The organism is Amycolatopsis sp. NPDC045836, assembly GCF_056431745.1.
The window spans coordinates 272,083-298,324 of record NZ_JBWKKF010000004.1 but is presented as its reverse complement, the minus strand read 5'-3'; the positions used below and the strand labels follow the sequence as shown (position 1 = coordinate 298,324).

Annotated in this window: 20 protein-coding genes and 1 pseudogene; 12 read left to right on the top strand and 9 right to left on the bottom strand. The window is 69.5% G+C overall.

What is annotated here, in order from left to right:
- Nucleotides 1–36: 36 nt before the first annotated feature.
- Nucleotides 37–1,407: a replication-associated recombination protein A gene (locus AC07EG_RS08770; RefSeq protein ID WP_478252423.1), complete on the top strand. Its 1,371-nt coding sequence runs from the start codon at nt 37–39 to the stop codon at nt 1,405–1,407.
- Nucleotides 1,408–1,444: 37 nt separating this feature from the next.
- On the opposite strand, the gene AC07EG_RS08765 is transcribed toward AC07EG_RS08770, so the two are convergent.
- Both AC07EG_RS08765 and AC07EG_RS08760 read right to left on the bottom strand, forming a co-directional pair.
- Nucleotides 1,445–3,511: a phosphocholine-specific phospholipase C gene (locus AC07EG_RS08765; RefSeq protein WP_478252422.1), complete on the bottom strand. Its 2,067-nt coding sequence runs from the start codon at nt 3,509–3,511 to the stop codon at nt 1,445–1,447.
- A gap of 41 nt (nt 3,512–3,552) precedes the next feature.
- Entirely contained in the window at nt 3,553–4,389 is an 837-nt protein-coding gene (locus AC07EG_RS08760; RefSeq protein WP_478252421.1) for a phosphoribosylaminoimidazolesuccinocarboxamide synthase, read from the bottom strand.
- A gap of 87 nt (nt 4,390–4,476) precedes the next feature.
- On the opposite strand from AC07EG_RS08760, the gene AC07EG_RS08755 reads away from it, so the two are divergent.
- From AC07EG_RS08755 to AC07EG_RS08710, 10 genes and pseudogenes are all read left to right on the top strand, one after another.
- Nucleotides 4,477–5,340, top strand: coding sequence for a helix-turn-helix domain-containing protein (locus AC07EG_RS08755; protein ID WP_478252420.1), 864 nt, complete (start codon nt 4,477–4,479; stop codon nt 5,338–5,340).
- 42 nt (nt 5,341–5,382) lie between these two features.
- On the top strand, nt 5,383–5,781 hold the full coding sequence (locus tag AC07EG_RS08750; RefSeq protein ID WP_478252419.1) for a DUF948 domain-containing protein: 399 nt from the start codon (nt 5,383–5,385) through the stop codon (nt 5,779–5,781).
- Entirely contained in the window at nt 5,778–6,068 is a 291-nt protein-coding gene (locus tag AC07EG_RS08745) for a hypothetical protein (protein WP_478252418.1), read from the top strand. The genes AC07EG_RS08750 and AC07EG_RS08745 overlap by 4 nt, the downstream gene beginning before the upstream one ends.
- Nucleotides 6,069–6,182: 114 nt before the next feature.
- Nucleotides 6,183–8,840: an alanine--tRNA ligase gene (gene alaS / locus AC07EG_RS08740; protein ID WP_478252417.1), complete on the top strand. Its 2,658-nt coding sequence runs from the start codon at nt 6,183–6,185 to the stop codon at nt 8,838–8,840.
- Nucleotides 8,837–9,328 (top strand): Holliday junction resolvase RuvX, encoded by a 492-nt coding sequence (gene ruvX / locus AC07EG_RS08735; RefSeq protein ID WP_478252416.1) that lies wholly within the window; start codon nt 8,837–8,839, stop codon nt 9,326–9,328. The genes alaS and ruvX overlap by 4 nt, the downstream gene beginning before the upstream one ends.
- Nucleotides 9,325–11,172, top strand: coding sequence for an endolytic transglycosylase MltG (mltG, locus tag AC07EG_RS08730; protein ID WP_478252415.1), 1,848 nt, complete (start codon nt 9,325–9,327; stop codon nt 11,170–11,172). The genes ruvX and mltG overlap by 4 nt, the downstream gene beginning before the upstream one ends.
- Before the next feature lie 19 nt (nt 11,173–11,191).
- Nucleotides 11,192–12,022 (top strand): shikimate dehydrogenase, encoded by an 831-nt coding sequence (locus AC07EG_RS08725; protein ID WP_478252619.1) that lies wholly within the window; start codon nt 11,192–11,194, stop codon nt 12,020–12,022.
- Between the two features lie 41 nt (nt 12,023–12,063).
- The gene (locus tag AC07EG_RS08720) at nt 12,064–13,365 is read left to right on the top strand and encodes a GrpB family protein (RefSeq protein ID WP_478252414.1); all 1,302 of its coding nucleotides are present in this window, start codon (nt 12,064–12,066) and stop codon (nt 13,363–13,365) included.
- A gap of 75 nt (nt 13,366–13,440) precedes the next feature.
- A pseudogene (locus tag AC07EG_RS08715) lies at nt 13,441–14,648 on the top strand (endonuclease/exonuclease/phosphatase family protein).
- A gap of 21 nt (nt 14,649–14,669) precedes the next feature.
- Nucleotides 14,670–15,614 (top strand): D-2-hydroxyacid dehydrogenase family protein, encoded by a 945-nt coding sequence (locus AC07EG_RS08710; protein WP_478252413.1) that lies wholly within the window; start codon nt 14,670–14,672, stop codon nt 15,612–15,614.
- Here the strand turns inward: AC07EG_RS08710 and AC07EG_RS08705 are convergent.
- Nucleotides 15,611–16,429: a serine hydrolase domain-containing protein gene (locus AC07EG_RS08705; protein ID WP_478252412.1), complete on the bottom strand. Its 819-nt coding sequence runs from the start codon at nt 16,427–16,429 to the stop codon at nt 15,611–15,613. The two genes, AC07EG_RS08710 and AC07EG_RS08705, sit on opposite strands and share 4 nt — an antisense overlap.
- Between AC07EG_RS08705 and AC07EG_RS08700 the strand changes: the two genes are divergently transcribed.
- Nucleotides 16,428–17,342 (top strand): SAM-dependent methyltransferase, encoded by a 915-nt coding sequence (locus tag AC07EG_RS08700; RefSeq protein ID WP_478252411.1) that lies wholly within the window; start codon nt 16,428–16,430, stop codon nt 17,340–17,342. The genes AC07EG_RS08705 and AC07EG_RS08700 overlap by 2 nt on opposite strands.
- A gap of 1 nt (nt 17,343) precedes the next feature.
- On the opposite strand, the gene AC07EG_RS08695 is transcribed toward AC07EG_RS08700, so the two are convergent.
- The 6 genes from AC07EG_RS08695 to AC07EG_RS08670 all read right to left on the bottom strand — a co-directional run bounded on the left by AC07EG_RS08695 (nt 17,344) and on the right by AC07EG_RS08670 (nt 25,976).
- On the bottom strand, nt 17,344–18,684 hold the full coding sequence (locus AC07EG_RS08695) for a cytochrome P450 (RefSeq protein WP_478252410.1): 1,341 nt from the start codon (nt 18,682–18,684) through the stop codon (nt 17,344–17,346).
- An 11-nt stretch (nt 18,685–18,695) separates the two neighbouring features.
- Entirely contained in the window at nt 18,696–19,478 is a 783-nt protein-coding gene (locus AC07EG_RS08690; protein WP_478252409.1) for a thioesterase II family protein, read from the bottom strand.
- Entirely contained in the window at nt 19,478–21,181 is a 1,704-nt protein-coding gene (locus tag AC07EG_RS08685; protein WP_478252408.1) for a non-ribosomal peptide synthetase, read from the bottom strand. The genes AC07EG_RS08690 and AC07EG_RS08685 overlap by 1 nt, the downstream gene beginning before the upstream one ends.
- A 13-nt stretch (nt 21,182–21,194) precedes the next feature.
- A complete protein-coding gene (locus tag AC07EG_RS08680) occupies nt 21,195–22,670 on the bottom strand; it encodes an FAD/NAD(P)-binding protein (RefSeq protein WP_478252407.1) in 1,476 nt (491 codons plus the stop codon).
- Nucleotides 22,671–22,675: 5 nt separating this feature from the next.
- On the bottom strand, nt 22,676–23,857 hold the full coding sequence (locus AC07EG_RS08675; RefSeq protein ID WP_478252406.1) for a cytochrome P450: 1,182 nt from the start codon (nt 23,855–23,857) through the stop codon (nt 22,676–22,678).
- A gap of 910 nt (nt 23,858–24,767) precedes the next feature.
- Nucleotides 24,768–25,976: a DUF222 domain-containing protein gene (locus tag AC07EG_RS08670; protein ID WP_478252405.1), complete on the bottom strand. Its 1,209-nt coding sequence runs from the start codon at nt 25,974–25,976 to the stop codon at nt 24,768–24,770.
- Between the last annotated feature and the right edge of the window lie 266 nt (nt 25,977–26,242).

Here is a 26,242-nt window from a genome sequence, read left to right as displayed (position 1 = left end):
GACCGGCTGTCGGACCCAGCGGCTAACGTCAACGGCGTGGCGCAGGACGAACTCTTCACGGTGAACCCGGACGTGGCGGCACCCCCGCCGGAACCCGCGAAACCGGTGGCCGAGCGGCCGCTCCCGGTCGGCTCCCCGCTGGCGGTGCGGATGCGGCCGCGCTCGCTCGACGAGGTGGTCGGCCAGCAGCACCTGCTCGGCGAAGGCGCGCCGCTGCGCCGGCTGGTCGAAGGTGCCGCGCCCGCGTCGGTGCTGCTGTACGGCCCGCCGGGAACGGGCAAGACGACGCTGGCCAACCTGGTCTCCACCGCGACCGGGCGCCGGTTCGTCGCGTTGTCCGCGCTCTCCGCCGGGGTCAAGGAGGTGCGCGGGGTCATCGAGGAGGCCCGGCGCCGCCGCAACTACAACGCCGAGAACACCGTGCTGTTCATCGACGAGGTGCACCGCTTCTCCAAGACCCAGCAGGACGCGCTGCTCGGCGCGGTCGAGGACCGCACGGTACTGCTGGTCGCGGCCACCACGGAGAACCCGTCGTTCTCGGTGGTCTCCCCGTTGCTGTCGCGTTCGCTGGTGCTGCAGCTGCGCCCGCTCACCGACCAGGACGTCAGCGAGCTGATCGACCGCGCGCTGGCCGACGAACGCGGTCTCGGCGGTGCACTCGAACTGGCCGACGACGCCCGTGAGCACCTGGTCCGCCTCGCTTCCGGGGACGCGCGCCGCGCGCTGACCGCGCTCGAAGCCGCCGCGGACGCGGCCGGGGCCACCGAGCACGGCGTGATCGACCTGGCCACCGTCGAGGCCACCGTGGACAAGGCGGCGGTGCGCTACGACCGCGACGGCGACCAGCACTACGACGTGATCAGCGCGTTCATCAAATCGATCCGCGGGTCGGACGTGGACGCCGCGCTGCACTACCTGGCACGCATGATCGAGGCGGGGGAGGACCCGCGCTTCCTGGCCAGGCGGCTGGTGGTGCACGCCAGCGAGGACATCGGCATGGCCGACCCGACCGCGTTGCAGTCGGCGGTCGCCGCCGCGCACGCGGTGCAGTTCATCGGCATGCCCGAGGGCAGGCTCGCGCTCGCGCAGGCGACGGTCCACCTGGCCACCGCGCCGAAGTCCAACGCGGTGATCACCGGCATCGACGCCGCGCTGGCCGACGTGCGGGCGGGCAAGCTCGGCACGGTGCCGCCGCACCTGCGCGACGGCCACTACGCCGGCGCGGCGAAGCTGGGCAACGCGCAGGGCTACCGGTACCCGCACAGCGTGCCCGAGGGGGTGCTCAGCCAGCAGTACCCGCCGGACGTGCTGGTCGGCACGGACTACTACCACCCGACGCAGCGCGGCGCCGAGCGCACGCTGGCCGAACGGGTGCCGAAGCTGCGCCGCACCATCCGAGGGCAGTAGCCCCGGCACCCGTATAACGCCCTATACCGCTCGGGTCCTACGGGGTGAACCCGGGCTGGCCGTTCTCCACGTGCCCGGTCAACGCGCGGAGGAAGGCGGGATCCTCGACCGCCGTGATGCGGACGTCGTACCAGCCGGCCTTGACCGGCACCGGCACCTGCGTGGACCGGCCCGGTTCAACCCGCACGACGGGACCGCCGCCGACGCGCAACGACACCGCGGCGGCGCCCGAGTTCCCGATGGTCAGTTCGAGGCCGCTCCGGTGCGGCAGGAACCGCGTCCGCACGTCCACCCCGGCGGCCGCGCCCGAGCGGCTGCCCCGGAACTCCCACCAACCGCGGTTCGGCCCCTGCACCACCACGCGGTACTGGTCGCCCTTGTTCGGCAGCACCTCGGTCAACGTGCCGGTGACGTCCCGGTGCGCCGGTTCAGCCAGTTCGCCCGTGTACGCGTAGACGGCGAAGTGCGCCGACGCCGAGCCGCTGTTGTGCAGCGACAGCGCGAGTTCACCGCGCGCGTTCAGCGCACCGGACACCGACGCCTGGTACGGCAGCGCCCGCGCCCGGCGGCGGCCCGGCTCCTGCGCGGGCAGCTCCTGCTCGGCGGGCGGGGTCGGGTGCCAGCGCGAGATCGGCTCGGGCACCGGGCCCGGCTTGGCCACCGCGGGCGGGCTGCCCGGGCGCTCGAAGTCGAAGGCACCGGTCAGATCACCGGACACCGACCGCCGCCACGCCGAGATGTTCGGCTCGGCGACCCCGGTCCATCGCTCCAGCAGCCGGATCACCGACGTGTGGTCGTACACGGTCGAATCCACGTAACCACCGATGGTCCACGGCGAGACCACGGTCATCGGCACCCGCGGGCCGAACCCGAGCGGCTGCCCGCCCGCGTGGTCGGCGTCGTCCGGTGCGGTGGACGGCGGCACCGGCGGCGGCACGTGGTCGAAGTACCCGTCGTTCTCGTCGAAGTTCAGCAGCAGCACCGTCTTCGACCAGGTGTCCGGATCGGCGGCGATCGCGTCGAGCACGTCGTAGACCAGGTTCGCGCTGCCCACCGGGGTCGACGCCCCGGGGTGCTCCGAATCCGCCGCCGACGGCACCAGCCAGCTGACCTTCGGCAGCGTGCCCGCCGCGATGTCCGCGCGCAGGCGGCCCACCAGCGACTCCGGCTCACCGCGGAACATCGCCCGGTCGAACAGGTCGCGCTCGGCCGCGGTCAAGCCAGCGACACCGGCGTCGAACTTCGCCAGCAGCGCCTTCTGCTCCGCCACGGGCTTGTCGAACAGCGAGAAGTAGAACTCCTCGGTGGTGCGGTACCCGCCCGGCACAGCGGCGAGGATCTTGTGCCCGATCTTCTTGAACGGCACGAAGTACTCGACCGCGTTGTCGGTGAAGTTGTCCCACTCCTGGTAGATCCGCCACGACACCCCCGCCGCGTGCAGCCGCTCCGGATAGGTCGTCCAGGAGTAACCGGGGTGGTCGTAGGAGTAGGCCGCGTTGGTCACCGCCCGCGACCCGCCCGGCTCGAACCCGGTGGTCCCGGTCATCAGGAAGTTCCGGTTCGGGTTGGTCGAGCCGAAGACCGAGCAGTGGTAGGCGTCGCAGATGGTGAACGTGTCGGCCAGTTCGTACTGCAGCGCGATGTCCGCGCGGTCGTAGTAGGTCATCGTGGCCGGACCCTTGGCCGCGATCCACGCGTCGTTCCAGCCCCTGGCCCACGCCTTGCCGCTGCCGCCCCAGCTGTGGTCGAGGTCGCCGAGGTACTGGATGTCCTCCGGATCGCGCCCCGCCCGGATCGCGCCCTCGCGCAGCGAGAACGGCAGCACCACGCCACCGGCCGGGTTCGGCTGGCTGAACACGTTCCCGCCGCCGGGCAGCGCCAGCGGGTGCGCGTCACCGAAACCGCGCACCCCGCGCAACTTCCCGAAGTAGTGGTCGAACGAACGGTTCTCCTGCATGAGCACGATGACGTGCTCGACCTCGCCGAGCCCGCGTCCCCGGCGCATCGGCGCCGCCATGGCGGCGTGCAGGGAGGGCGGGAGCAGCGAGCCGGCGAGCGCGGCCCCGGAGGTGGCCAGCAACCGACGGCGTGAAAGTTCAGGCATGCCCGAAACCTTCACCTATTCAGGTGAACGGGACGAGAACGTCAGCGGTCCCAGGTGTTCCCGGTGATGCGCTCGTAGACCTCGACGTACTTCGCCCGGGTGGCGGCCACGATGTCAGCGGGGATTTCCGGGCCGGGCGGGGTCTGATCCCAGCCGGTCGTGCGTGACCAATCACGCACGAACTGCTTGTCGAACGAGCGCTGCGGCCGCCCCGGCTCCCACTCGTCGGCGGGCCAGAACCGCGACGAGTCCGAAGTCAGCACCTCGTCGCCGAGGGTCAGCGTGCCGTCCGCGTCGAAGCCGAACTCCAGCTTCGTGTCCGCGATGATCACGCCCTTGGTCGCCGCGTGCTCCGCGCCCTTCCGGTAGACCTCCAGGGTGAGCTCGCGGATGCGGTCGGCGGTGTCCTGCCCGATCTCGTTCACCACCTCCTCGAAGGTCATGAACTCGTCGTGGCCGGTGTCGGAGATCTTGGTGGTCGGCGTGAAGATCGGCTCCGGCAGCTTGTCGCCCTCGACCAGGCCGCCGGGCAGGCGGATGCCGGAGACCGCGCCGTCGCGCTGGTACTCCCGCAGGCCCAGCCCGGTCAGGTGCCCGCGGGCGATGCACTCGACCTGGATCATCTTCAGCGGCTTGCAGCGGAGCCCGCGCCCGGCGAACTCCGCCGGCACGTCGGTGGCCGAGATCACGTGGTTGGGCACCACGTCCCGCAGGTGCTCGAACCACCACACGGACAGCTGGGTGAGCAGCTTGCCCTTGTCCGGGATCGGGGTCGGCAGTGACACGTCGTAGACGGAGACCCGGTCGGAAGCCACCAGCAGGAGGTCGCCCTCCCACTCGTACAGATCGCGGACCTTGCCTGCGTGCACGTGCTTCATGCGCCATCCCGTCGGTGCGGTTGTCTCGACAAGCAGCGTTCTAGCACATGGCGTAGTGGCATATGCCACTTGTGCTAACGTGACCCCGTGTCACAGCACATCCCCACCGAACGGGTGCAGGTCGCGGCCCTCCTGCGCCGCCTGCGCGAGCAGGCGGGCGTCACCCGCGGCGAGGCCGCCGAACTGCTCGGCTGCACCCCGTCCAAGATCGGCGACCTGGAACTCGGGCGGTCCGGTGCCAAACCGGCCGAACTGGAGAAGCTGCTCGTCCACTACGGCGCCGGCGTCGGCCAGCGGGCGGACCTGATCCGGTTCGCCAAGACCTCGCACGGCCGCAAGCGGCGCGGCGCCTACGGCCCGGTCCCCGTTCCGGCGAACCTGCGGCGCGTGCTGGACCTGGAGGCGCAGGCGCGGGAGTCGACCCACTACTCCGGCGAGCTGATCCCGCCGCTGCTGCAGGTGCGGGCCTACGCCGAAGCCCTGCTCGCCGACGAGCCGGTCAACCTGGTCGACCTGCAGCTCGCCCGGCGCGAGTGCCTCGACCGCACCGACCGCCCGCGCCTGCGGCTGCGGTGCGTGCTCGCCGAAGCGGCCCTGCGCACGGGCATCGGCGGCAACGCCGCGATGGCGGCGCAACTGGCGCGGTTGTGCTGGTTGAACGAAACCGTGCCCAACGTCGAGATCCAGGTGCTTCCCGCGGGCGCGGGCGCCCACCCGTTCCTGGGCCGGACCGTCTCCCTGCACGCCTTCCCGCCACCGGCGCCGCCGGTGTTGATCACCGACGGGCACGACCGGCACGTCTTCTGCGACCGCCCGTCCGTGGTCCGCCAGACCGCCGAGCGGTTCAGCGCCCTGCGCGCGCGGGCGCTCGGCGTGCGGGAAAGCACGGACTTCCTGCGGCGGCTCGGGCAGCACTGGGCCAGTACGGTGGGAAGCAGCCACGCACGGTAGCCTGACCGGCAATCAGGTGGCCACGAACTCCCGGGAGGATCCGTGTCGGCAGGGCAGATCGCCGCGCTCATCGCCGCAGGCGCCTTCGTTGTGCTGGTGGTGCTGCTCGCGATCCCGTTGCTCAAGCTCGGCCGCACGCTCGACGAGGCGACCATCGCCATCCGCAAGGCGCACGAGAACACCGACCCCCTGCTCGCCGAGGCCAACCAGACCATCACGCACGTCAACACCCAGCTCGAGCGGGTGGACGGGATCACCGCGAACGCGCAGGCGGTCAGCGGGAACGTCTCGGCGCTGTCGTCGGTGTTCACCGCCACGCTCGGCGGCCCGCTGGTCAAGACCGCGGCGCTGTCCTACGGCATCAGCAAGGCCGTCAAGGCGCGCCGGGCCAGGGCGAACGGGAAGCCGGTGCGCGCCCGGAAGAGGAGCAGGAAGTCATGAAGCGGCTGTTCTGGCTCGGGGTCGGAGTGGTCGCCGGCGTCGCGCTCTCGCGCAAGGCGACCGAAACCGCGCGGCAGGCGACCCCCGCGGGCATCGCGGCCAACCTCGGCGACGCCGTGCGCGAACTCGCCGGTGCGGTGGGCTCGTTCGGCGCCGAGGTGCGCGCCGGGATGAACGAGCGCGAACAAGAGCTGAACGACTTCGTCGAGGACCGCGCCGCTCTTCCGGCGCGCTCGCAGGGAAAGCACGCCGCGGTCGTCCGGCGAGCTCGCCGGGCGGAGGGCTGACCGGGCCGCGTCGCCGACGCCGCGCCGGACCCTCCGCCGCCGCAGCCAGCCCCCGTTCATGGCTCGGCGCGTGACCGCCTGTCCGCGGTCGAGCCCCAGCGCAAGGAAACACCAGTGGAAACACACGAGATCAACAAGCGCTTCCTGGCCCACTTCGAAGACCGCGGGCACACCAGGGTGCCCAGCGCGTCGCTGATCCTGGACGACCCGAACCTGCTCTTCGTCAACGCCGGCATGGTGCAGTTCAAGCCGTACTTCCTCGGTGAGGTGCCGCCGCCGTACCCGCGGGCGACCAGCATCCAGAAGTGCGTGCGCACCGGGGACATCGACGAGGTCGGCAAGACCACCCGGCACAACACCTTCTTCCAGATGGCCGGGAACTTCTCCTTCGGCGACTACTTCAAGGAAGGCGCGATCGCCAACGCCTGGGAGCTGATCACCAAGTCCCAGGACGACGGCGGGTTCGGCTTCGACCCCGAGCGCATCTGGGTCACCGTCTACGAGCACGACTCGGAGGCGGCCGGGCTCTGGCAGAAGGTCGCGGGCATCCCGACCGAGCGCATCCAGACGCGCGACGGCCGCGACAACTACTGGGACATGGGCGTGCCCGGCCCCGGTGGCCCGTGCTCGGAGATCTACTACGACCGCGGCCCGGAGCACGGCCGCGACGGCGGCCCGGTCGTCGACGAGGACCGCTACCTCGAAATCTGGAACCTCGTGTTCATGCAGGACGTGCGGGGGGAGCAGAGCCCGAAGTACGGCCACCCGCCGATCGGTGAGCTGCCGAAGAAGAACATCGACACCGGCATGGGCGTCGAGCGCGTCGCCTACCTGCTCCAAGGCGTGGAGAACGTCTACGAGACCGACCTCGTCCGCCCGGTCATCGCCAAGGCCGAGGAGTTCTCCGGCCGCCGCTACGGCGCCGACCACACCGACGACGTGCGCTTCCGGGTGATCGCCGACCACGCCCGCTCCGGCGTGATGCTGATCGGCGACGGGGTCACCCCCGGCAACGACGGCCGCGGTTACGTGCTGCGACGGCTGCTGCGCCGCATCGTCCGCTCGATGCGGCTGCTCGGCGTGCAGGAACCGGTGCTGCCGGAGTTCGCCGGCGTGGTCCGCGACGTGATGGGCCCCTCCTACCCTGAACTGGTCGCCGATTTCGGCCGTATCTCCGACGTGGTCAAAACCGAAGAAGAGGCTTTCCTGTCGACGCTCACCTCGGGCTCGCGGATCTTCGACCTCGCCGCCGAGGAGACGAAGTCCGCCGGCGGCGGCATCCTCGCCGGGGACAAGGCGTTCCAGCTGCACGACACCTACGGCTTCCCGATCGACCTGACCCTCGAGATGGCCGCCGAGCAGGGCCTGACCGTGGACGAGGACGGCTTCCGCACGCTGATGGAGGAGCAGCGCCAGCGCGCGAAGGCCGACGCCGCGGCCCGCAAGAGCGGCCACGGCGACCTGTCGGTCTACCGCGAGGTGCTCGAACAGCACGGTGAGACGCAGTTCCTCGGCTACACCGACCTGCAGGCCACCGCCAGGGTGATCGGCCTGCTGGCCGACGGGGTCCCGGTCCGCAGCGTGGCCGCGGGCAAGAAGGCCGAGGTCGTGCTCGACCGCACCCCGTTCTACGCCGAAAGCGGTGGCCAGGTCGCCGACACCGGCGTGCTGATCGGCGAGGGCGTCGAGTTGAAGGTGCACGACGTCCAGAAGATCGTGCAGGGCCTCTACGTGCACCGCGTCGAGGTCGTCGAAGGCGAGGTCGGGCTCGACACCGAGGTGACCGGTTCGGTCGACGCCACCCGGCGATCGATGATCGAGCGGTCGCACTCGGCCACGCACCTGGTGCACGCCGCGGTGCGCGGCGCCTACGGCAAGCGCGCGGCGCAGGCCGGTTCACTCAACTCGCCCGGCCGCATGCGGTTCGACTTCACCACCGCGGGCCCGGTCTCGGCCGGCGTGCTGACCGAGGTCGAGGAGGAGGTCAACGACTACCTCCAGACCGACGTCGAGGTGCAGAGCTACGTCACCACCAAGGACAAGGCCCTCGAACTGGGCGCGGTCGCGTTGTTCGGTGAGAAGTACGGCAACGACGTCCGCGTGGTCGACATGGGCGACTACTCGCGTGAGCTGTGCGGGGGCACCCACGTCGACCGGATCGGCCAGCTCGGCCTGGTCAAGCTGGTGTCCGACGCGTCGATCGGGTCGGGTGTGCACCGCGTCGAGGCGCTGGTCGGCACGGACGCGCTGCGCTACGTCCGCAAGGAGCAGCTGCTGGTCTCGCAGCTCGCCGGTTCGCTGAAGGTGCCCACCGAGCAGCTGCCCTCGCGCATCGAGGACCTGCTCTCGCGCCTGCGTTCGGCGGAGAAGGAGATCGAGCAGCTCAAAACGCGCCAGGTGCTGGGGTCCGCGGGTGACCTGGCGGACAAGGCCGTCGACGTCGGCGGGGTCAGCCTGGTGGCCGAGCAGCTCGACGGGGTCGACGGCAGCGGACTGCGTGCGCTGGCCGGTGAAATCCGCGGGCGGCTCGGCACCCGGCCCGGGGTGGTCGCGTTGTTCTCCCCGGCGGGGGAGAAGGTCAGCTTCGTCGTGGCGACGACCGCGGCCGCGCGGGACAAGGGCTTCGCCGCCGGCAAGCTCGTGCCCAGCTTCGCCGAGACCATCGGCGGGCGTGGCGGCGGCAAGCCGGACATGGCACAGGGCGGTGGCTCGAACCCGGCGGGCGTGCCGCAGGCGATCGAGGCCCTGCGCGCCGCGGTAGCCCGCGGGTGACCCAGCGGAAGGCGGACCGGCCCGGGGAGCAGGATCCCGGGACCGGCCGCCGGCTTGCGGTCGACGTGGGCTCGGTGCGGGTCGGTGTCGCGCTGAGTGATCCGGCGCCCCTTCTGGCCTCCCCACTCGTTACCCTGAAGCGTGATGCGGCAGACAATGGTGACGTTGAGCAGTTGGCGAGCCTGGTCGTCGAGCACGAGGTGGTCGAAGTGATCGTGGGACTGCCGAGAACGCTCGCGGACCGGCACGGCTCCGCCGCCGTCATCGCGGTCGAATACGGTGAACTGCTCGCCGAGCGGGTGGCCCCGGTACCGGTGCGCTTCGCCGACGAGCGGCTCACCACGGTGACCGCGTCGCGCATGCTCTCGCAGCGCGGGGTCAAGGGCCGCAAGCAGCGGGCGGTGGTCGACCAGGCGGCCGCCGTCGAAATCCTCCAAGGCTGGCTGGACGGGCGTGCGGCGTTCCGCGCGCGGAAGGGTGAGTCGTGAGGAGCGAGTCTCCCGGGGTACCCGAAGGCGGCGGCAGACGGCGGCGCCCGGAAGCCGACGTCCCGCCCGAAGCAGCCACCCCCCGCGGCACCGGCCGCCGCCGGTTGCGTGAACCGGACGAGCCGGTCCGCCGCGAGGGTGAACTCCGCATGCCCCCGCCCCGCGAAGGCAGCGGCGGTCGCCGACGGCTGCGGGACGACGAACCGCCGTCGCGTCCTGAGCCCGCGCCGCCGCGCCGCCGGCACCGCTACGCCGAATCCGACGAGGATTCGCTCGCCACGCCGCAGCTGGGCACACCCGCCCCGGCGGCCGAACCACCGCGCCGCCCGGCCGCGCGCCCGCCGGTCCAACCAGCTCGACGCGCCCGCGCCGAAGCGCCCCCGCCGCCTCCGCGCCGTCGTCCCGCCCCACCACCGCCCCCGCCCCCGGCCCCGCCGCAGCCGCCGCCGGACGATCGCCCGACCGAGGTGCTCGACGCCGGTCGGGTGGCGCGATACGGCCGCGAACCGGACCCTGAACCGGTGCCCGAGTTCGACGACCGCGACCGCGCCTCCCGCAACCGCCCCGACGACGAGTACGAAAGCTTCGCCGACGACGAGTTCTACGACGACGAGTACTACGACGAGGACGAGTACGGCGACTACAACGACGACAGTGACGAGCAACGAGCCGAACCCGCACGCATCGGCGAGGAACCGCCCGACGACTCCCGCCCGCGCCGCAAGCGCGGCAAGCGCGCGTTCGGCTGGATCGCCGCGCTCCTGCTGATCGTCGCGGTCGGCGGCGCCGCCTGGTACGGCGCGCAGGAACTGCTCGGCTTCGGCTACGACGACTTCGAGGGCACCGGCGAGTCCGACGTACTGGTCGAGGTGGCCGAGGGCGACTCGACCAACGCGATCGCGACGAAGATGGCGCAGGCGGGCGTGGTCGCCAGCCAGAAGGCGTTCGTCGAGGCCGCCGAGGACGAGTCCAAGGTCCGCAGCGTCCAGCCCGGCTACTACCAGATGAAGACGAAGATGTCGGGCAGCAGCGCGGTCGGCAAGCTGATCGACCCCGCCTCCCGCAAGGGCGTCCTGCAGATCCGCGGTGGCACCCAGCTCGACAACATCACCCAGCCCGACGGCAAGGTCACCGAGGGCGTGTACGCGCTGCTGTCCAAGTCGTCCTGCGCGACGGTCAACGGAACGAGCACCTGCGTGCCGGTCGAAGAGCTGCGCAAGGTCGTCGAAAACGCCGACCTTGCCGCGCTCGGCGTGCCCGGCTGGGCGGTCGAAGGCGCGAGCAAGGTCGAACCGCAGCGGCGCATCGAAGGGCTGATCCAGCCCGGCGTGTACGACGTGAAGCCCGGCTGGGACGCCACCCAGCTGCTCACCGAGGTGCTGAAGACCTCGACGGCCCGGCTGCAGGCCGCCGGTCTGCCGAAGGCGGCCGAGGGCACCGGCAAGACGCCCTACGAGTTGCTGGTGATCGCCTCCATCGTGGAACGCGAAGGCGTGCAGCAGGACTTCACCAAGATCGCGCGGGTCATCTACAACCGGCTCGACGAGAACATGCGCCTGGAGATGGACTCCACCGTCAACTACGTGCTCGACAAGCCGGTCATCACGACCAGCGAAGAGGACCGGAAGAACGACAACCCGTACAACACCTACAAGATCAAGGGCCTGACCCCGGGGCCGATCTCGGCGCCCAGCAAGGACGCCATCGACGCGGCCGCGAAACCGGCCGAAGGCGCGCTGCTGTTCTTCGTCAAGTGCGAGAAGAACGGGCTGTCCTGCTTCGCCGAGAACTTCGAGGACCACCAGAAGAACAAGGATCTCGCGAAGGAACGCGGTGCCTACTGAACTGCCGCACCGGTCAGGGATCCTCGGCAAGCCCGTCGCGCATTCGCTCTCACCCGTGCTGCACGGCGCGGGTTACGCGGCGCTCGGCATGGACGGCTGGCGCTACGACCGGATCGAGGTGGACGACGAGGGCCTGCCCGCGTTCATCCGCGGCCTCGGCCCGGAGTGGGCCGGCTTCTCGGTGACCATGCCCGGCAAGCGCGCGGCGATCGCGCTGGCCGACGAGGTGACCGAACGCGGGCGCGCGGTCGGCGCGATCAACACGCTGGTCCGCCGGGACGGCCGCTGGTTCGCCGACTGCACCGACGTCGACGGGGTGACCGGCGCGCTGCTCGCCGCGGGTGGTTACCAGCCCGCGAGCGGGGACTCCGGCGTGGTGCTCGGCGCGGGCGGAACCGCGGCGGCGAGCGTGGTCGCACTGGCTGAACTCGGCGTGCGCTCGGTGCGACTGATCGTGCGAGACCCGGCCCGAGCGGGGGAGACGGTCGCCGCGGCCGAGCGCGCCGGCGTGGCCGTCGACGTCTCGCGCTGGTCCGAAACCGACTTCGGCGACGCCGTGGCCAAGGCCGCGGTGCTGGTCAACACCGTGCCACCGGCCGCGATCGAACCGCACCTGGTGGAACTGGCGACCGCGTCGTGCCTGCTGGACGTCATCTACCACCCGTGGCCCACCCCGCTGGCCGACGCGGTGGCCGCGCGGGGCGGGCGCCTGGCCACCGGGTTGGACATGCTCCTGCACCAGGCCTTCCGGCAGTTCGAGCACATCACCGGCCGGACCGCCCCCCGCGAAGCGATGCGGGACGCGCTGCGCGAGGCCACCGGAAACATCTTGCCGCTGCCGCTGGGCTGAGTTACGTTGGCCGACTGCCTTGAGGAAGGACCAAGCCAGTCATGCCGAAACCGGATCGCGAAAAGTATTCCGATTCCGACGTGGAGACCAGCTGGGTCGACCAGCCGCCCGTGCTCAACTCCACGGTCACGCTCGTCGACTACGACCCCGAATGGCCCGCGCTGTACGAACGCGAGGCCGCCCGCATCCGCCGGGTCCTGGGGGACACCGTCGTGCTCATCGAACACGTCGGTTCGACCTCGGTGCCCGGCCTCTGCGCCAAGCCGATCATCGACATCCTGCTCGTGGTGCCCGACTCCGACGACGAGGACGCCTACCTGCCGCGCCTGGAAGCCGCCGGGTACGTGCTGAAGATCCGCGAGCCCGACTGGGAGAAGCACCGCGCGTTCAAAGGGCCGGACACGAACATCAACCTGCACGTCTACTCGCCCGACACCCCGGAGATCGAACGCTACCGGGTCTTCCGCGACCGCCTGCGGTCCAACCAGGCCGACCGCGAACTCTACGCGGAAACCAAGCGCCGGCTCGCCGCGCGCAAATGGAAGTACATCCAGAACTACGCCGACGCCAAGAACGACGTGGTCGACGAAATCATGAGCCGCGCCCTCGGGCAGCCGGTGTCGCGCCGCGACCCCGTGCCGTCCAACGAGCACGACCAGTACGACGGCTTCGCCGCGGACTACGCCGAGCACGCCCGCCACAACCCGTACCAGGAGCTGTACGACCGCCCGGCGATCCTCGCGCTGGCCGGGGACCTCGACGGGCGCAAGGTGCTCGACGTCGGCTGCGCGGCCGGGCACCTCACCGCCGCCCTGGCCGACCGGGGCGCGGACGTGATCGGCCTGGACGGCAGCCCGGCGATGGTCGACGTGGCGAAACGCGAGTTCGGCGACCGCGCCCGCTTCCAGCAGGGCGACCTGGCCGCACCGCTGGACTTCGCCGACGGTGCGTTCGACCTGGTGACCGCTTCCCTGGTGCTGCACTACCTGGAGGACTGGGGCCCGGTGCTCGCCGAGCTCCGCCGGGTGCTGCGCCCGGGCGGCGCGCTGGTGATGTCGGTGCACCACCCGGAGGACTGGCACTGGTTCGACCGGCCGGACTACTTCCGGCGTGAGCAGGTGACCGACCAGTTCCCGCTCGGCGGCCGCGAGGTCGACGTGCGGTTCTACCGCCGCCCGCTCAGCCAGACCTTCGGCGCGCTGCGCGCAGCCGGCTTCACCGTCGACGTCATCGACGAACCGATGCCGCTGCCCGAGTGCCGGGAAGTCTCGCCGCGTGCGTACGCCTCGCTGACCACGACACCGCGGTTCCTCTACTTCCGCGCGCTCGCGCCGGCGGCGTAGCCACTGTTCACCTCCCGGGTCCTGTTTCACCCGAACGAGATCGCCTAGGGTGACGCCGACCCGGGAGGTAGAACCGTGCAGCGATCCAGGTGGTTCCTGACGTCCGTGCTCGCGGTGACCGCGCTGGTCGCCGCCACCACACCGGCAACGGCGGAACCCGGTGCCCCGAGCAGCGTCCGGTTCGCCACGTTCAACGCGTCGCTGAACCGCGCGCAGGCCGGTCAGCTGTTCGCCGACCTGTCCACCCCGGACAACCCGCAGGCCCGCGAAGCCGCCGAGGTCATCCAGCGCAACCGGCCGGACGTGCTGCTGGTCAACGAGTTCGACTACGTGCCGGGCAACGCCGCCGCCGACCTGTTCCGGCGGAACTACCTGGGCGTCGGCCAGAACGGCGCCGCGCCGATCGACTACCCCTACGCGTTCACCGCGCCGGTCAACACCGGCGTGTCCACCGGGTTCGACCTGGACCGCAACGGCAAGGTCGAAGGCGGGAACGACGCCCACGGCTTCGGGGCCTTCGAAGGCCAGTACGGCATGCTCGTGCTCTCGAAGCACCCGATCGACACCGCCGCCGCGCGCACGTTCCAGCGGTTCCGCTGGGCGGACATGCCGGGCGCGCTGCTGCCCGACGACCCGGCCACCCCGGCGAAGGCCGACTGGTACTCCCCGGAGATCCTCGACGTGCTGCGCCTGTCGTCGAAGTCCCACTGGGACCTGCCGATCCAGGTCGACGGCTCGGCCGTGCACTTCCTGGTCGCCCACCCGACGCCGCCGGTGTTCGACGGGCCGGAGGACCGCAACGGCACGAAGAACCACGACGAGGTCCGGTTCTGGGCGGACTACGTCACCCCGGGCAAGAGCGGGTACATCTACGACGACCGCGGCACCCGCGGCGGACTCGGTGCCCGGGACCGGTTCGTCATCGCCGGGGACTACAACGCCGACCAGCACGACGGCGACGGCATCGACGGCGGCATCGAACGCCTGCTGCGCGCGCCGCGCGTGATCGACCCGCACCCGGGCAGCGTCGGCGGGGTGGTGGCCGCTCACGACCAAGGCGGCGCGAACACCACGCACCGGGGCGCCGCCTTCTTCGACACGGGCGACTTCGCGGACAACACACCCGGCAACCTCCGCGTCGACTACGTGCTCCCGTCGCACGGACTGGCCCGTGGCGCGCCGAGGTGTTCTGGCCGCTGCCCGGATCGCCGCTGGCCAGGCTCAACGACGTCTCCGACCACCACCTGGTCCGGGTCGACGTGCTGGTGCCCAGGCGGTCCTGAGCCCGGGTTAGCCTGACCGGCATGAAGATCGCCATCCTGGACGACTACCAGAACGTCGCGCTGAGCTTCGCCGACTGGGACTCACTCGGGGCCGACATCGAGGTGTTCACCGAGTACATCGGCGACCGCGACGAGCTGGTCCGGCGGCTGGCGGGCTTCGAGGTGGTGGTGGCGATGCGCGAGCGCACCCGGTTCGACGAGGCGCTGCTGTCCCGGTTGCCCGAGTTGAAGCTGCTGGTGAGCACCGGCCGCCGCAACGCGGCCATCGACGTCGCCGCGGCCGGCAGGCACGGCGTCGTGGTGTCGTCCACCGGCTACATCGCGCACCCGACCGCCGAGCACACCTGGGCCCTGATCCTCGCCGCCTCGCGGAACCTGCCGGCCGAGTTCCGCTCGATGCGCGACGGCGGCTGGCAGCGCACCGTCGGCACCGGGCTGCACGGCAAGACGCTCGGGCTGCTCGGCTTGGGCAGGCTCGGCGCCCGCGTCGCGCGGATCGGCCAGGCGTTCGGCATGGAGACCATCGCCTGGAGCCAGAACCTGACACCGGAGCGGGCCGCCGAGCACGGCGTCACCGCGGTGACCAAGGAGGACCTGTTCCGCCAGTCGGACGTGCTGTCGGTGCACCTGGTGCTCAGCGACCGCTCACGCGGCCTGGTCGGCGCCGACGAGCTCGCCCTGATGAAGCCGAGCGCGCTGCTGGTGAACACCTCGCGCGGTCCGATCGTCGACCAGGACGCCCTGCTCGACACCCTGCGCCGCCGGGCGATCCGCGCCGCCGCGATCGACGTCTACGACGAGGAGCCGCTGCCCGCGGACCACCCCATTCGCGAACTGGACAACGCGGTGCTCACCCCGCACATCGGTTACGTGACGCACGAGGTCTACAAGATCTTCTACGGCGACGCCGTCGAGGACATCGCCGCCTACCAGGAGGGCACCCCCATCCGGGTGATGGAACCCTAGTTCCCGCGCAACTCCGCCAGCACGGCGTCGGTGAACGGCGGCCACGCCTCGACGGCCCACGGCCCGAACGCGCGGTCAGCCAGCGCGACGCACGCGGCGCCGGCGTCCGGGTCCACCCAGAGGAACGTGCCGGACTGGCCGAAGTGCCCGAACGTCCGGGGCGAACTGGCTGAACCCGTCCAGTGCGGGCTCTTGTGGTCGCGGATCTCGAACCCGAGGCCCCAGTCGTTCGGCTTCTGGTGGCCGTACCCGGGCAGCACCCCGGTCAGCCCGGGGAAGACCACCGAGGTCGCCTCGGTGACGGTCGAAGGATCGAGCAGCTTCGGCTGCTGGAGTTCGGCGGCGAACTTGATCAGGTCGTCCACGGTGGACACCGCTCCCGCGGCGGGTGAGCCGTCGAGCCGCGTGCTCGCCATGCCCAGCGGCTCCAGCAGCGCCTGGGACAGGTAGGTGGCAAACGCGATGCCCGAGTGCTCGGTCAGCGCGTCGGCGAGCTGCTCGAACCCGGTGTTCGAATAGAGCCGGCGATTGCCCGGCTCGGCCATCGGCTTGTGCGCGTCGAAGGCCAGGCCGGAGGTGTGCGCGAGCAGGTGCCGGACGGTCGAACCGGGTGGACCGGCCGGGGTGTCCAGCTCGACGACACCCTCCTCGATGGCGATCAGCGCCGCATACGCGGTGAGCGGCTTGGTGACCGAAGCCAGGGGGAACTCCCGATCCGGGTCACCGTGACGGCCGGCCACGGTGCCGTCGGCGCGCACCACCGCCGCGGCCGCGTTGTCCACCGGCCACTGCTCGATCAACCGCAAGCTCTCCATGCGCCCACCCTACAATCAGCCGCCGAATGGCCTACTGAGCGCCCTCCGTGTCATTTTAGAATCGCCCCCGGCCTTTTTACCCGGCGGCGTGGGGAAGATGCGGCGAATGGCGGAATCAGTGGATTGGGCGGCGTCCGGTGTGGATGTGACCAAGCCCGCACTGGCGAGGGTGTACGACTACATGCTCGGCGGTGAGCTGAACTTCCCGGCGGACCGCCTGGTTGCCGAGCGCCTGGCCGAGGTCGGGCCGTTCCGGGAGATGGCCCGGTTGAACCGGCACTTCCTGCGCCGCGCGGTCCGCCTTTGCATCGGCGTCGGCGTGCGGCAGTTCCTCGACCTGGGTTCCGGCATCCCGGCCACCGGCAACGTGCACGAGATCGCCCAGGCGGCCGACCCGTCGAGCCGGGTGGTCTACGTCGACCACGACCCGATCGCCGTGGCGCACAGCGAAGTCCTGCTGGCGGACAACCCGAACGCGGCCATCCTGCACGCCGACCTCCGGCAACCCGAGGCGGTCGTCGCGCACCCGATCACCCGCGCCCTACTGGATTTCGACCAGCCGATCGCGCTCTTCCTGCTCGGCGTGGTCCAGTACATTCCCGATTCGGCGAATCCAGCCGGACTGATCGCCGATTATCTGCGACACCTGCCTTCCGGCAGTCTGCTCGCGATGACCCATTTCACCGCGCAGAACATGGAAACCGAAATGGTAGCGGCAGTGCGTCATTTCGAGGAAACCGCGGCGCCGGTCACGCTGCGCTCGGCCGAGCAGATCGCCGCCCTGCTGCCCGGTCTCGACCCGGTCGAACCGGGCGTGGTGCTCACCGCGAACTGGCACCCGGAACTCGGCGGCCCGTGGGTGCCCGACCCCGACCGGTCCGGTCACTACGCCGTCGTCGCCCGGAAGGGCTGACTCAGCGCCGGTGCGCCACCACCGGCAGGTGGTCCGGGTGCAACGTGGTCGACGCGATCGGCCGCACTCGCGCACCGGCCCGCAGTGGCAGCCGCCAGCGCCGGAGCAGCACCGCCAGCACGATCAGCATCTCCGCCGCCGCGAACGAACCGCCCATGCACACCCGCACACCTTCGCCGTACGGGATGAACGCGCCCCGCGGCAGCCGGCTCGCCCGCTCCGGGAGCCACCGATCGGGGTCGAACCGGTCGGGCTCGGGAAACAGCGCGGGATCGCGGTGCAGCACGTAGGGGCTGTAGAACACGTTCGCCCCGGCCGGGATCGAGTAGCCGCCGACCTCGATGTCGACCGTCGGGATCCGCGGGAACAACCATCCCGGCGGGTACAACCGCAGCGTCTCGTGCACGACCCGCGTGACGTATCTGAACTTCGGCACGTCGTTGAACTCGACCGGCCGATCCCCGAGCACGTCGTCGAGTTCGCCGAACACGCGATCCGCGATTTCGGGGTGCCGGTCCAACTGGAGGAACAACCAGCCCAACGCGGCCGACGACACCTCGGTACCGACGAAGAACATGGTCATGACCTCGTCGTGGACCTGCTGATCGTTGAGCGTCTCCCCGGTGTCGGGATCGCGCGCCCTGAGCAACGCCGAAAGCATGTCGCGACCCGTCGTGCCCTCGGCCCGGTACACCGCGATGACCTCGTCGATCAGGTCGTGCACCCGCCTGCCCGCCTCCGCGTACAACCGGTTGGACCGCGTCGGCAGCGCGTAGAGCAGTCCCGTCGGGGCATAGGCGCGCTTGCCCACACCGCGGAACACGATCGGCAGCCAGCGCGCGGCCTCCCGGGCGGACTCACTGCCGGCGTCCGAGGCGAACATGCACCGCACCAGGATGGCGGCGGCGATCTCGTTCAACTCGCTGTGCAGTTCCAGCGGCTGGCCGTCCACCCAGTTCGACATCTGCTCTTCGGCCGCCGCCCGCATCGTCGCGGCATACCCGGCGACGCGCTCCTGGGTGAACAACGGCGCGAGCATGCGCCGCCGCTGCCGGTGCGGCTCACCCCACGAACTGCCGATCCCGTCCCCGCCGAGCAACTTGAGCTTTTCGAAGAGCACTCCGTTCCGGGTCACCTGGTTGTGCTCAACGAGCAACTCGCGCACCGTGGCGGGGCTGTTCACCAGGAACGCCGGCTCCCGCCCGAGGCGGAACGACACCACCTCGCCGCAGGCCCGCTGCCGATCGACGAACTCGAGCGGCCGCCGGAACAACCGCAGCGCGTGCCCGAACACCGGGCGCCCGCCCGGCGCCACCGGCGGTCGTGTGCGTTCTCCTGTCATGACCGCTCCCATCAGGAACTGCTGGACCGTGCGGAGTGCCACCGGGTGAGCCGGTCGCCGACCACATCGAGGAGCGCCCGCTGGTGGTCTCGCAGGAAGAAGTGCCCACGCCCGACCGTGACCCGCTCGAAGGCGGCGGTCGTGCAGGATCGCCACTGATCGAGGTCGTCCTCGGACACCTGCGAATCCTCGGCACCGGCCGCGACCAGCACCGGGCAGTCCAATGGCACGACTCGGTCCACCCGGTACGACCGGCGGCATTCCAGCGTCGCTCGCAGGTCCCCGGCCAACCAGCTGGCGAACCGCGAATCGCCGAGCAGGACCTCGTCCACCCCACCGGACGCACGGACCCAGTCGAGCAGAGCGCCGTCGTCGCCGGACGCCACCGGCAGCCGTTTCGCCTGCAAGTGCGGTGGCGGCATCGAGCAGGCGATCAACCCGTCAACCGCCTCGTCCGTGGTGTCAAGCAGCCTTCGCGCCGCCTCGTAGCCGACCAGCGCGCCGAAGCTGTGCCCGAAGAAAGCCCAATGCGGTCCACCCGGTTCGACCAGCCGAAGCAACTCCGCGACCAGTTCGTCGGTGATCCGGTCGAGCCTGCGCAACGGCGCCTCATGGATCCGGCGTTCGCGCCCCGGTAGCAGAACGGGCCAGACCTCGATCGACTCGGCCAACGCCGCCGACCACGCGGTGAACTGCGATGCACCCGTACCGGCGGCCCCGATGCAAACCAGCCGAACCTCGGGCCGTTCCCGCCGGTCCACCTGAGGGAACCACAAATGTCCTCGCCCGGCCATCAGCCTGCCCCGTTCCCATCGACGACGCCGGCCAGCTCCGCGACCGTCGGGTACTGGAACACGTCGACCGGGCTGAGTTCGGTGCCGAGATCGGCAGCGACTCGCCGGACGAACCGGGTGATCAGCGAAGACGTCATGCCGAGCAGGAAGAGATCCGACCGGAGGTCGGCCGGATCGAACCGCTCCAGACCAAGCAGGTCGGCGGCGATCGCCCCCAGCGCCGCCTGGGTTGCGCTGAGACTCCCAACGTCGCCGAACCCGGCCGGCGCGCGCAGTGCGGCCCGGTCGACCTTGCCCCAGGCCGTCAACGGCAGTTCGTCGACCTGATTGAACAACGCCGGGATCATGTACGAGGGCAGCCGCGCAGACAACCACTGGCGCAGCACGGCCACGTCCAACTCGCCGCCGCCTTCAGCCACGATATGTGCGACCAGCCGTCCGGCGTCCTCGTGCACCACACAGTCGTGCACCGCCGCGTGCCCTCGCAGCACAGCCCGTACCTCGCCGAGTTCGACCCGGAAGCCGCCGATCTGCACTTGGTCGTCAGTGCGGCCGAGAAAGTAGAACAGCCCATCCGCTTCTCGCACGCCGCGGTCACCGGTGCGGTACACGCGTTTGCCGTCGATCTGGATGAACCGCTCCGCGGTCAGCTCCGGGCACCCCAAATATCCCAGAGCGACCCCAGCACCGCCGATGACCAGCTCACCGGGTGTGCCGTCGGCAACCGGGCGCAGCGCCTCGTTGACCACGGTAATCTCGCTGCCGTCGCACGTCCGTCCAATCGGAACGCGCTGCGCGTCCGGATCGATCTCCACGTACGTACTCGCGATCGTCGCTTCCGACACCCCGTAGCTGTTGACGAGCAAGCGCCCGCGCGCCCAGCGCTGCGCGACTTCCGACGGAAGTTCCTCCCCGGCGCAGACCACGGCTCGCAGCGCGGGGAAGTGGTCCGGGTCCATCTCCTGCAACCGCGACGGTGTGGCGACCAGAGCGCTCACCTGCTGCTCCCGCAAGTACCGGTCCAGCTCCGGTCCGGCAAGACGCTGGCGTTCTGAAGGCACGCACAGCTGAGCGCCGAGTGCGAGCGGCGCGATCATCTCGAAGATCGCCGCTTCGACGTGCTGAGGAGCGAGCACGGCCACCCGGTCATTCGCCCGCCAGCCGAAGTGGCGTTCGGCTGTCCGGACAACCGGTACCAGCGCCGAATGGCGGCCGAGCACTCCCTTCGGCTTCCCGGTAGATCCGGAGGTGTAGACGACGTACGCCAGTTCAGCTGGATCGACACCCGGCGGGCGCTGCCACACACCACGCTCGACGATCTCGACCGCCGCGCTGAACGCGCCCACTGCCGGGTCTTCGGCAGCGGACACGGTGAGCCGCACCCCCGCGTCCTGGATCAGCTCGGCCCGCCGCAACTCAGGCAAGGTCGGCTCGACCAGCAGGAACGCGCCACCCGCTCGCCACACCGCCAACGTGGCCGCGATGCCCAACGCCGAACGCGGTATCTCGACGGCAACCAGCTCGCCCTGGACGAGGCCCCACTCAGCGAGTTGACGGGCGATCTGCTCGATAGCGGCCCCGAACTGGGCGTAGTCCAGTTGACCGTCCACCGCGGACACGCAGGCCCGGTCGCCTTGTGCGTGGATCCGCTGCTCGATCAGATCGCCTACGGTTCGGCCGGCTAGGCCGACGCACGAAGTCATCATCGCTCCTGTCTCAGGGCCGGTCGCGGTCGATGAGGTGTTGCACCGCCTGCTGCGCACGCCGGGTGATGGCGCTGAGAATGGTCGTTTCCACGTAACGTTCACCGACGGTCAACTCGCCGAGTGCGTACAGGCCGGGAACGGTCGAGCCGGTGGCGTCACGCACGAGCCCGGTGTCCGCGTCGATGCGAATGCCGCCGAACGGATGAGCCTCGGCGAGGCCGTTTCGAATCATTGAGCCGACCAGTTGCTTCGCCTGGCGGGGAAGGGGCGGCACCTGCGGTCGCACCGAGTCGACGATGCGATCGGCGAAGTAGTGGTCTGAGCCCGCATGGATCAGGAACCCAGGTTCAGCGGCCTCAACCTTGTCGATGCCACCCACGAGCCGAAGTTGATCCGTGTGCAGGAGGTCCGTCAACTTGACGGCGGACTCCGCGGGCATGGGCGCGCACAGTCTGTTGCAGACACCATGCCAATCGCGCAGGAAGGCGGCTCTGGTGCTGTCGTCGAAGTAGCTCCACGCCTTGTCGGAGAGGTGCCGGGCAACGGCGACGAGCAGCATGTGCCAGGGCGGCCCGTCCTGAGCCTTGTCAGCATGGCGAAGGAAGCGCTTCTCCGGGGCTTCGTCCTCGCGCAGTTCGCGCCACAGGTCGGACAGCGGCACCTGATGAGCGCGGAACTCCGCTCGAAGCATGCGAAAGATGTCCACCAAGGACAGGCGGCCTCGTGCTCCGGCGAGGTCGCGAACCGAGTCGTCGTTGATTGCGAGCAGAGCGGGACCGGCGCCGGGATAGCGAACACCGGGCAAGTAGCCACTCCGGGAGATGGCCAGTATTTGTCCTCTATGGCCGGCAGAAGCCAGTTGCAGGACAACGTCGATCGCGGTAAGCCCGGTGCCCAGCACTGCGACTGTCTCGTCACGCGCGATTCGTGACACCGTTTCGTCGAGTGGATATGGCTCGTTGGCGAAGCCTGGCTGCCCCACCAACCCGTAGATGTCCGCCGATTCGGTCGTTCCCAGGCACAGGAACACGGCGTCGAACAGGTGCTCGCCGTCAGCAGCCGTGCGCAACACGAACCCGCCGGCTTCGCGAGCAAGCGACGCCCCTCGGTCGCTGACCAGCGCGATCCCCATCCCACGCCGACGGCCCACCGCCACCGCAGTCTCGACTACGTCCTCGAGGTAGCGCCCGTAGACGCTGCGGGACACGAACCCCTCACCTGTCACAGCGCCGGACTCATGGCGACGAAGCCACTGCACAAAATGTTCGGGCTCACCAGGCCGTACCGACATCATCCGTGCCGGCAAGTTGAGCAGCGCCTTTTCGCTGCCCGGCTGGTAGGCGCGCCCCGGCCCGAACGGCTGACGCGGGTCGAAGACCGCGATTTCATGGTCGACCGCCGCTCCCAGTACATCTCCGAGATGGTGCACAAGCATGTCCAGCACACTGGACCCCGCTGCGCCAGCACCTACTATGCCGATGCGCACCCGGCTCACCCGCCGGACGGCGACAAGTTCGCCGCAGTCGGCGCGTGCAACCGGATCGGAAGTTTCGTGAGTGATGGAAGGTTCGCGTCACCGTTCCACTCGACACCTTCGCTGGCCAGGCAAGCCCCGGTCCGCAGCGCTTCGGCCATCCGCTCGAACATGACCTCGATCTCGAGTTCCGCCATCGCAGCGCCGGCGCACCGATGGCGTCCATATCCGAAGGCGAGGTGGCGGGCCTCACGACCGGACGAGAGCAGTTGCCAGTTCGCTCCAGCGAGCAGAACGAGGAGCTTGTCGCCGGCCTGGATGCGGCATCCGCCAACTTCGACGTCTTGAGTTGCGACCCGGCCCACAAAACGAGACGGGGTGGCCTTGGCGAGCGCAGTGCTCATCTCGAACTCTGGTGGTCCCGCGGTTGTCAACGCATCGTGCAGCGTAATGGAGAGAAATCCCGGCATCGTCTGGTGGCCAGAGGCGATCAGCATGACGAGGTTGGCTGCGATGTCGGAGTCGTCGAGATGCTCCTCGTCGGCAGCGCGTACGAGTACACTGACGCCATCATCGCCGGGAGTCGCTCGACGTTCGCGAACGAGCCGCAACGCGTACTCGTAGAGTGTCCGGGCGCGACGGTGTACCTCAGGATCTATCGTGTGGTCCAACCCGCTGACAATGGTTGTGATCGCGTCGGACCCAGCGAGCACCAGGTCCAGGTCGGACTCCGCTATCCCGAGCAACCTGCCCAACACGCGCAACGGAAAGGCTCGCGCGATCCCGTCGACGAAGTCGAGGTCGATTGACCGATCCAACGGCAGCAGTTCAGCCGCCAGTTCGCGCATCCAGGGTTCCAGGGCGCGAATCCGTTGTGGAGTGAGCGCGGCTCGTGCGACCTTCTTCAGCCTCAGGTGTTCGCTGCCGTCCTTCATCAGCATCATGCGAGCCACCACGGCATCCATAGTGGAATCGGCGCCGCTGCCGAGCCGCGGGGCTTGGTCGACATTGAGCCGTTCCGATGAGCACCGTTCGTCTGCCAGCACTAGGGGTACTTCGTCCACTCCGCACACGAGCCACGCCGATACGTATGGATCCCAGTGCACCGGACCACGTTCGGCCAGTGCCATCAAAATTTCTTGTGCGTCGCCGGGACGAAGCACGAGGTTGTAGACACTGAGATCCTTCGGGCAAGTCACCTGCGCCTTGTCGTGAGCCGGCGTTGGGGGCGGGTAGGCACCGGCTACTTCGCACGGGGACAACGAACACTCCTTCCAGCGGGGAAAGACATCAAAGCCGCGTCTAATAGCCTGGACCACGTCAGAGAATCCCCGAATTACCCGGGTGGCCGTAAAGAACGAGTCTGTCTTACGGCGTGGAGGTGGCGGCCGAATGAGACAATGTTCCGCCGACGGAGCTCGAGTGTAGTGCGTTGCTTGCGCCATGCCAACAGTGTTATCAACAGTACTCAGAAGTTGCATGGGCGAATATGCGTGCTGTCATTGTTGGTACATACACCGGCGATCCAGTGTGGCGTCCCTGGAGTCGTGGCGGCGTTCACGTATTGCTCCATATGGCCGCCGGGTCGTTCGGGCGAATGGTTCAGGGATACTTCAGTGCTCGTCCGAAGAAACGGTGCGGGCGACCCTCGGCGACTTGATGTCGTTGACCTCCTTGGGCAGGCAGTGTTGGCCTTGGGGGTGGGGACTCGTGCAGCGGGCATGGCGACATTGCCATCGGCCGTTCTCAGTGTCCGCCCGGCGCCACATTCAGCGCATCCACCGAATGAACGCAGGTCGTTCGGCGATCGGACGCGCTTGATGCGATCGGCGGCCTGTTATGCCGCCATTTGTCACAAAGTCCGGCGTCGATTCGGGTGCGTGCTGCTGTCGGGATCGTTCGCGATGTCCGCCGAACGTTCAAGTCACTGTCTGCGCGGTGGTCGGCTGTCCACTTGGCGTTTCGAATGTGACGTTCTTCGCGTGATTGCTTGCAGCGCCCTGTGCATGTAGCGCACACTTCTGCTTCGCCGGAATCTCCTTGTCTGTGCCCATTGGAAGGAGGTTCGGCGGGCTGATGAGCCGGTCGTGCTGGTTCGGGTGGCGGCTGTCACGCGCAGCGGCACTGAGGCTGCCCGTGCTCGCCACCGGCGGCCGCGGCGTCAGCCGGTGTGTTGCGCGACTCGTGCAGTGGTTCAGGTGTGCTCGTGTACGTCTCGCCGCTCGGGGTCGTGACGGTGAGCGTGCCGTCGGCCGCCATGGCGTGGTGCCAGCCCCGGACGTGCTGAAGGGTGTGATCAGAGGTGCAGAGTCCGACGTGTGCGGTCTCAGTCGGATCGCCGTGGTGGTCGCAGAGTTCGACTTCTGTCGGCCTGGCCGGTCGGGTGCACCCGGGCCGCCGGCATTCGCGGTCGCGCACCTTGACCAGCTCGGTGACATTCTCCGACGCGCTGTAACGGGTATCGCTCACTTCGGTCAGCTGACCGCTCCGCGGCTCGGTGATGAGTCGCTGGAAGACGGTCTTGCGACCGCTGCAGATCTCCCGGGCGAGCCAGGCGGGGATCACGCCATGCCCGGCGAGTTCCGCCGGCTTGTCGTTGAGCCCGGCGTAGGTCATCGCGTCCAGGTAGAGATAGCAGTGAGCTTGGAGTTCGCCACCGAGTTGCTTGCCCATCAGCAGATCCAGCATCGTGTCGGCGCGGAGTTGGTCCAGTGTGCGTTCCTCATCGGCGGTCTTCAGCCGCCGGGCCAGTTGGTCGACATTGCTGAAGGCGGCGACGACTTGCTCCACCGGCGCCGAGCTGACCGCCAGGGAGGCATAACCGGCGTCACCGTGGCGCAAACGCACGTGGCGGCCCCGGCGGCGTCCCTTGGCGCGATCGGCGTGGCCTTCCTGATCGACCTTGGCGGCCACCCGATTGGTGACCCTTCTGGCCTGCGTCGGATTCCGGCCTACGAGCAGATCCTCCAGCATGGTGTCGACCTCGGGCAGCTTGCTGTCGGGAAGCCAGCTGGTGGCGTCCCGAACGCGTTCGGCGACGGTCAGCGGGATGATGCCTTTCTCCAGCAAGGCAAGCGTTTTGGGCATGTGGGCGGTCAGCGTCTCGGCGGCGGCGATGGTGGCCGCGGCCCGATGCTTGGTCATCGACAGCGCCAGGGACAGCTCTTCGGGTAAGCCACGCCTGACTTCGGCTCTTCGGCAGAGCTCGGCGACCAGCTTCATCCTTCGTGCGTGCAGGCGAGAAATCTCCTTCTCGTTCTGCTGGAGTTCGGTGATGACGTGGTGAAGCTCGGACGGCTTCGTGGTGTTGGTTTCCATGCCTCGACGGTATCCGCCGGGTCCGTCATTTCGAATCACACGATCGTGACGTGCGACTGGCCTCGCTGAATTGTCGTGGGTGGCGGTTACGGTGGGGTGGCCGGAGGCCGGGCCGTCGTCGCCGAGAGCTGGGGAATCGCCTGGTCAGGTGCTTGTGGTGTGTGGTTCGGGTCGAGTGTGCGGGCTGGAGATAGGTGAGGCAGAGGACTGTTCGGCTGGGCCCTCACTACTGGCGAAAGTGCCCAATGGCCAGTTGAGCGCCCGGA

What these genes read in the sequence shown, in the direction of transcription:
- AC07EG_RS08760 (WP_478252421.1), bottom strand. Translation starts at nt 4,389, where the DNA reads ATGAAGCACGTGCACGCAGGCAAGGTCCGCGATCTGTACGAGTGGGAG.
- AC07EG_RS08700 (WP_478252411.1), top strand. Translation starts at nt 16,428, where the DNA reads ATGCGCCCACCCTACAATCAGCCGCCGAATGGCCTACTGAGCGCCCTC.
- AC07EG_RS08685 (WP_478252408.1), bottom strand. Translation starts at nt 21,181, where the DNA reads ATGACTTCGTGCGTCGGCCTAGCCGGCCGAACCGTAGGCGATCTGATC.
- AC07EG_RS08765 (WP_478252422.1), bottom strand. Translation starts at nt 3,511, where the DNA reads ATGCCTGAACTTTCACGCCGTCGGTTGCTGGCCACCTCCGGGGCCGCG.
- AC07EG_RS08745 (WP_478252418.1), top strand. Translation starts at nt 5,778, where the DNA reads ATGAAGCGGCTGTTCTGGCTCGGGGTCGGAGTGGTCGCCGGCGTCGCG.
- AC07EG_RS08670 (WP_478252405.1), bottom strand. Translation starts at nt 25,976, where the DNA reads ATGGAAACCAACACCACGAAGCCGTCCGAGCTTCACCACGTCATCACC.
- AC07EG_RS08710 (WP_478252413.1), top strand. Translation starts at nt 14,670, where the DNA reads ATGAAGATCGCCATCCTGGACGACTACCAGAACGTCGCGCTGAGCTTC.
- AC07EG_RS08695 (WP_478252410.1), bottom strand. Translation starts at nt 18,684, where the DNA reads ATGACAGGAGAACGCACACGACCGCCGGTGGCGCCGGGCGGGCGCCCG.
- AC07EG_RS08705 (WP_478252412.1), bottom strand. Translation starts at nt 16,429, where the DNA reads ATGGAGAGCTTGCGGTTGATCGAGCAGTGGCCGGTGGACAACGCGGCC.
- AC07EG_RS08720 (WP_478252414.1), top strand. Translation starts at nt 12,064, where the DNA reads ATGCCGAAACCGGATCGCGAAAAGTATTCCGATTCCGACGTGGAGACC.
- AC07EG_RS08690 (WP_478252409.1), bottom strand. Translation starts at nt 19,478, where the DNA reads ATGGCCGGGCGAGGACATTTGTGGTTCCCTCAGGTGGACCGGCGGGAA.